At 73.7% G+C, this 3722-nt stretch carries 2 protein-coding genes and 1 pseudogene; all 3 read right to left on the bottom strand.

Annotated elements, in window-relative coordinates; translation table 11 throughout:
* Positions 1–1790, bottom strand: a 1790-nt coding sequence (locus tag ACJA3G_RS32825) for a biotin carboxylase N-terminal domain-containing protein (RefSeq protein WP_406556680.1), incomplete at its 3' end; no start/stop codon positions are given.
* 7 nt (positions 1791–1797) lie between these two features.
* On the bottom strand, positions 1798–3399 hold the full coding sequence (locus tag ACJA3G_RS32820; protein ID WP_406556679.1) for an acyl-CoA carboxylase subunit beta: 1602 nt from the start codon (positions 3397–3399) through the stop codon (positions 1798–1800).
* Positions 3396–3722: pseudogene (locus ACJA3G_RS32815) on the bottom strand (exopolyphosphatase); the annotation flags it as partial. The pseudogene ACJA3G_RS32815 and the gene ACJA3G_RS32820, both read right to left, overlap by 4 nt.

Here is a 3722-nt window from a genome sequence, read left to right as displayed (position 1 = left end):
GTGATGGGGTGGGTCATCTTCATCGCCTCCAGCCAGAGCAGCGGCTGTCCGGCGGTGACGCGGGCCCCTTCGGCGAGCCCGTCCGCGACCCGGACGACCACGCCCGGCATCGGCGCGAGCAGCGATCCGGGGGCGAGCAGGTCGCCGGGGCCGGTGAAGCGGGGGTGCGCGGTCAGCGCGTACGAGCCGGTGGCGGTGTCGACGTACACCCGGTCGCCGTACCGGGCGACACGGAAGTCCCGTGCGACGCCGTCCACTTCGAGCCGTACGCGGCCGGGTTCGCACGTCTGGAGGCGTACGTCCGGGAAGTCCTCGGCGACCAGGCCCCGGCGGGTGAGGCGGTAGCGGATCTCGTGGTCGCCGTACCGCTTGCTCTGCGGCTGGGACGGCAGGTTGCGCCAGCCCCCGCCGAAGCGGGAGGTGCGGCCCGCCGCGTCCGCCAGGGCGGCGGCGAGGGCCGCGTGCGCCTCCCCGGGGCGCGGTTCGGTGAGGGCGGGCAGATGGCAGTCGTAGAAGCCGGTGTCGACGCGGCCGGAGGTGAAGTCGGGGTGGCGCAGCGAGCGGACGAGCAGGTCGCGGTTGGTGCCGGGTCCGTGCACCTCGGCCCGTTCGAGGGCGCGGGCGAGCTTGCGTACGGCGGCGGCGCGGGTGGGGGCGTGGACGACGGCCTTGGCGAGCATGGCGTCGTAGTGGACGCCGATGGTGTCGCCGTCGCCGTAGCCCCGGTCCAGCCGGACCCCGGGTACGTCGAGGCGGTGCAGCACCCCGGTCTGCGGGGTCCAGCCGTTCGCCGGGTCCTCCGCGTACAGCCGCGCCTCGACGGCGTGCCCCACGGGCTCGGGCGGTTCGGCGGGCAGGGCCGCGCCCTCGGCGACCTTGAGCTGGAGCGCGACCAGGTCGATCCCGAACACGGCCTCGGTGACGGGGTGTTCGACCTGGAGGCGGGTGTTCATCTCCAGGAAGTACGCCCGGCCGTGCGGGTCCACCAGGAACTCGACCGTGCCCGCGCCCCGGTAGGAGACGGCCCGCGCGGCGGCCAAGGCGGCCGTGCGCAGCCGGGTGCGCAGGGCCTCGGGCAGTCCGGGCGCCGGGGCCTCCTCGATGACCTTCTGGTGGCGGCGCTGGAGCGAGCAGTCGCGAGTGCCGAGCGCCCAGACCGTGCCGTGCGCGTCGGCCATGATCTGCACCTCGACATGGCGTCCGCGCTCCACGTACGGCTCCGCGAACACCTCGCCGTCCCCGAACGCGGACCGCGCCTCGGCGGACGCGGCGGCCAGCTCCGCTTCCAGCAGGGCGAGTTCCCGGACGATCCGCATCCCGCGTCCGCCGCCGCCCGCCGCCGCCTTCAGGAGCAGCGGCAGATCGGCGTCGGTGGCCTGCGCCGGGTCGACGGGCGCGAGCAGCGGCACCCCGGCCGCCCGCATCAGCTCCTTGGCGCGGGTCTTGGAGGCCATCGCCTCCACGGCCGCCGGGGGCGGGCCGATCCAGGTGAGCCCCGCGTCGAGGACGGCCCGCGCGAACCCGGCGCTCTCGGAGAGGAACCCGTACCCCGGGTGCACGGCGTCCGCGCCCGCCGCGAGGGCGGCCTTCACGATCAGCTCGCCGCGCAGATACGTCTCGGCGGGCGCGGCCCCCGGCAGCCGCACGGCGGCGTCGGCCTCCCGGACGTACGGCAGCGACGCGTCCGGGTCGGAGTGCACGGCGACCGTGGAGATGCCCAGGTCACGGCAGGTACGGAAGACCCGGGAGGCTATCTCGGCCCGGTTGGCGACAAGAACGGACTGGATCATCAGCGCCTCACATCCTGAAGATGCCGAAGCCGCCGCGCGCGCCTTCGACCGGGGCCGTGTGGACGGCGGACAGACAGATGCCGAGGACCGTGCGGGTGTCGCGGGGGTCGATGACGCCGTCGTCGTAGAGCCGCCCGGACAGGAACACCGGCAGCGACTCGGCCTCGATCTGCCGCTCGACCATGGCGCGCAGCCCGGCGTCCGCCTCCTCGTCGTACGGCTGCCCCTTGGCCCGCGCGGAGGCGCGGGCGACGATCGAGAGGACTCCGGCGAGCTGCTGCGGACCCATGACGGCGGACTTGGCGCCGGGCCAGGCGAAGAGGAACCGGGGGTCGTAGGCGCGCCCGCACATGCCGTAGTGCCCGGCGCCGTAGGAGGCGCCCATGAGCACCGACAGATGCGGCACCTTCGAGTTGCTGACCGCGTTGATCATCATGGCGCCGTGCTTGATGATCCCGCCCTGCTCGTACTCCCGGCCGACCATGTAGCCGGTGGTGTTGTGCAGGAACAGCAGCGGGATGTCGCGCTGGTTGGCGAGCTGGATGAACTGGGCGGCCTTCTGCGACTCGGCGGAGAACAGCACGCCCTGGGCGTTGGCGAGGATGCCGACGGGATAGCCGTGCAGCCGCGCCCAGCCGGTGACCAGACTCGGCCCGTAGAGAGGCTTGAATTCGTCGAAGTCGGAGCCGTCGACGAGCCGGGCGATCACCTCGCGCGGGTCGAACGGCGTCCTGAGGTCCCCGGGCACGATCCCCAGCAGCTCGTCCTCGTCGTACTTCGGCGGCTCGTACCCCGGGTCCGGGTCGGGGTGCGCCTTGCGGTGGTTGAGGCGGGCGACGATCCGCCGGGCCTGGCGCAGGGCGTCGCGCTCGTCCACCGCGTAGTGGTCGGCGAGGCCGGAGGTGCGGGCGTGCATCTCGGCGCCGCCCAGCGACTCGTCGTCGCTCTCCTCGCCGGTGGCCATCTTCACCAGCGGCGGGCCGCCGAGGAAGACCTTCGACCGCTCCTTGATCATGACGGTGTGGTCGGACATCCCCGGTACGTACGCGCCACCGGCGGTCGAGTTGCCGAAGACCACCGCGATGGTGGGGATGCCGGCGGCGGAGAGCCGGGTGATGTCGCGGAAGAGCGCCCCGCCCGGGATGAAGATCTCCTTCTGGGAGGGCAGATCGGCCCCGCCGGACTCCACCAGGCTGATGCACGGCAGCCGGTTGGCGTACGCGATCTCGTTGGCCCGCAGCGCCTTCTTCAGCGTCCACGGGTTGGAGGCGCCGCCGCGTACGGTCGGGTCGTTGGCGGTGATCAGGCACTCGACGCCCTCGACGACCCCGATCCCGGTGACCATCGAGGCGCCGACGGGGTACTCGCTCCCCCAGGCGGCGAGCGGCGACAGCTCCAGGAACGGGGTGTCCGGGTCGAGGAGCAGCTCGATCCGCTCACGGGCGAGCAGCTTGCCGCGCGCCCGGTGGCGTTCGGTGTACTTGGCGCCGCCGCCCGCGAGCGCCTTGGCGTGCTCGGTGTCGAGCTCGGCCAGCTTGGCGAGCATGGCCTCGCGGTGGGCGGCGTACTCGGCCCCGGCGGTGTCGAGCGCGGTGGGCAGAACCGTCACAGCAGTACCTCCGGGATGTCCAGGTGGCGCGAGCGCAGCCACTCGCCGAGCGCCTTGGCCTGGGGGTCGAAACGGGCCTGTGCGGCGACGCCCTCGCCGAGGAGGCCGTGGACGGTGAAGTTCAGGGCGCGCAAGCGGGGGAAGAGGTGCCGCTCGATCTCCAGGCCGGCGCACTCGGGGAGCAGTTGGCGCAGCCGGTCCGTGGTGAGGGTGTGCGCGAGCCAGGCCCAGGCGTCGTCGGTGCGCACCCACACGCCGACGTTGGCGTCCCCGCCCTTGTCGCCGCTGCGGGCCCCGGCGACCAGGCCGAGGGGGGCGCGCCG

This window comes from Streptomyces sp. YS-3 (genome assembly GCF_045257485.1).
Classification (GTDB): Bacteria; Actinomycetota; Actinomycetes; order Streptomycetales; family Streptomycetaceae; genus Streptomyces.
The sequence above is the reverse complement of the archived record's forward strand: the minus strand, read 5'-3'. Positions and strand labels throughout refer to the sequence as shown.